The 2404-nt window shown below is 70.6% G+C and carries 2 protein-coding genes; both read right to left on the reverse strand.

Features of this window, described 5'->3' with window-relative positions:
• The coding region (locus FHG89_RS00215) for a M14 family zinc carboxypeptidase (protein WP_280116042.1) at positions 1–1366 on the reverse strand (1366 nt) is incomplete at its 3' end.
• Between the two features lie 111 nt (positions 1367–1477).
• Positions 1478–2257: an endonuclease/exonuclease/phosphatase family protein gene (locus FHG89_RS00220; RefSeq protein WP_139581835.1), complete on the reverse strand. Its 780-nt coding sequence runs from the start codon at positions 2255–2257 to the stop codon at positions 1478–1480.
• Between the last annotated feature and the right edge of the window lie 147 nt (positions 2258–2404).

Here is a 2404-nt window from a genome sequence, read left to right on the forward strand (position 1 = left end):
AGACGAGACGGCCGGTGTTGGCGGCCTGGATCTCGATGGCTTCGGCGCGGGAGGTGAGGATGTCGGCGCGGTCGGCGCGGTGGTAGTCGAGGAACTGGTGGAACGTCCAGAGGGCGGAGTAGGTCTTGCGGCGCCGGTTGTTGGCGGTGTTGCCCTCGTCGGGTCGGGTCTGGCCGCCGGAGCTGCGCAGTTCCAGCAGGGAGTTGGTGACGTTCTTGAGGCCGAGGGTGTTGCGCAGGATGGTTTCCTCGCTGAGGCCGACGCTGCCGCCGCCTTCGCAGCCGTAGGGGCACGGCCACCAGCCGGCTTCGGCGCCCTTGGCGTACATGTGGCCTTCGATCATGTCCTGGGACTGGTCGAAGATGGGTTGGGCGACGTTCTGGTGCCGGGGCGGCAGCATGGGCAGGTCGCCGGCACGGGAGTTGCCGAACTCGTGGCCGTCGTAGCCGGCGACGGGTCGGTAGTCGCGGACCATTTTGATGTACGCGGCGGTCTCGGGTTGGCGGATCAGGGAGTAGTCGCGGTTGAGGTCCTGGCCTGTGGAGTTGCCGCGGGTGTTGGCGGCGCGGCCGTCTCCGTTGATGGTGGGGACGATCAGGACGGTGGTGTGGCTGAGCAGGTCGGTGATGCGAGGGTCGGTGCTGAAGGCGAGTTGGCGGGCCATGATGAGGCAGGCTTCGCGGTCGCCGGGTTCGTTGCCGTGCACGTTGCAGTTGATGGCCACGGGTGCGGTGGCGGCGACTGCCGCGGGGGTGGTGGCCGGGGTGGGGTGTCCGATGACCAGCATGTTGATGGGTCGGTTCTGGAGGGTGCGGCCGAGTTCGACGACGCGTACGCGGTCGCTGAGGGCGTCGATGGCGGCGGTGTAGGCGTACTCGTCGGTGTCGCTTGTGTATTGCGCGGCGTGGGTGGTCTCCCACTGGGTGCGCAGCTGCTGGCCGGGGGTGTCGGGGTTGCCCCACGGTGCGGTGGTGGTGGCGGTGACGGGGTCGGAGTAGGGCTGTTCGGAGGTGCCGGTGCGGGCGCGCACGCGCCACTGGAAGCTGTCGCCGGGGTTGAAGCCGGCGTCGGCGAAGGTGGGTGCGTCCTGGTTGATCTGGCGGTTGGGTCGCCAGATGCCGACGATGGTCGGTGCGCCGGTGGGGGTGTTGGTGGCGTCGACGGGGGTGCGTTCGATCTGGTAGTCGGTGGCGTCGGGTACGGGTTGCCAGGCGAGGGTGGCGTAGCCGTCGGCCTGGCGGACGGTGAGGGTGGTGACCTGGTTCGGTTGCGCGGCGCTCTCGGCGCTGGCGGGGCTTGGCGCGGCGGTGAGGGTGACGGTGAGGAGTGTGGACACGGCGAGCAGGGTGGTTCGCTGGCGTCTCATGTGGCCTCCGACGGGGTCGATCGTGGCGCGTGTCGACCAGCATGATCGTCGGAGTTCGTCGATGCAATGATCTTGAGGGAATCTTGCGGCTTGACGCCGGGGGGCGGCGGGTCAGCCGAGGTCGACCAGCAGGGGGCGGTGGTCGGAGATGGTCGACAGCGGTGCGGTGACGGCCCGTACGGGTGGGAGGTCGGCCAGGGCGTGCCGGTCGGCCAGGATGTGGTCGAGTTGGACGCGGGGTTGCCCGGCGGGGTAGGTGGGGCGGCGGCCCAGCGGGTGCCAGCCGGAGATGAGTCGGGCCGGGCCGGCGGGCAGGTTGAGGTCGCCGAGCAGGACGCGGGGTGCGGGTAGCACGCGCAGGGCGCGGATGGTCTGGCGGAGTTGGCGGGCGTTCCAGCCGGGGACGAACGACAGGTGGGTCGCGGCGACGGTCAGCGGGCCGTGGGGGGTGTCCAGGACGGCGGCGAGGACGACGCGGGGTTCGTCGTGCAGGAGGATGAGGCCGCCGCGGGGGCCGGGGACGTAGACCGGGGAGCGTACGGGCGCCGGTTTGAGTCGGGTGACCTGCCAGCTGCGGACCGGGTAGCGGCTGATCAGGCCGATGCCGTAGCAGGGGTCGCCGTGGCCGTCGTCGTCGTGGCGTAGGGGGCGGAACTGTTCGCCGGGGGTGCCGACGACGGCGGCGGCGAAGCGGTGGTGGGGTGCGTCGAGGGCGTCAGCGGCGATGGCGGTGATGTCGAGTTTGCCGCTGCGGTGCTGGTCACGGTCGACCTCCTGCAGGGCGAGCACGTCGGCGTCGAGGGCGCCGATGGCGGCGGCGAGGCGGTCGGAGTTGACGAGCCCGTCGGTGAGGGATCGTCCGTGCAGCAGGTTGAAGGTGGCCAGGCGCACTCCTGCACCCTACGTCCCCGTGGCAGGTTTGCCGGGTGGTCAAGGTGCTGATGTGTTCCGTGCTGGTGTTCGTGGCGGTTGGCGCGTTGGGGGTGTGGTTGCGGCGTACGCGGGGTCGTTGAGGGGTGAGGCTGGCCACTGTCGGGC

Origin of the sequence: Micromonospora orduensis (genome assembly GCF_006228125.1) — a bacterium.
GTDB lineage: Bacteria > Actinomycetota > Actinomycetes > Mycobacteriales > Micromonosporaceae > Micromonospora > Micromonospora orduensis.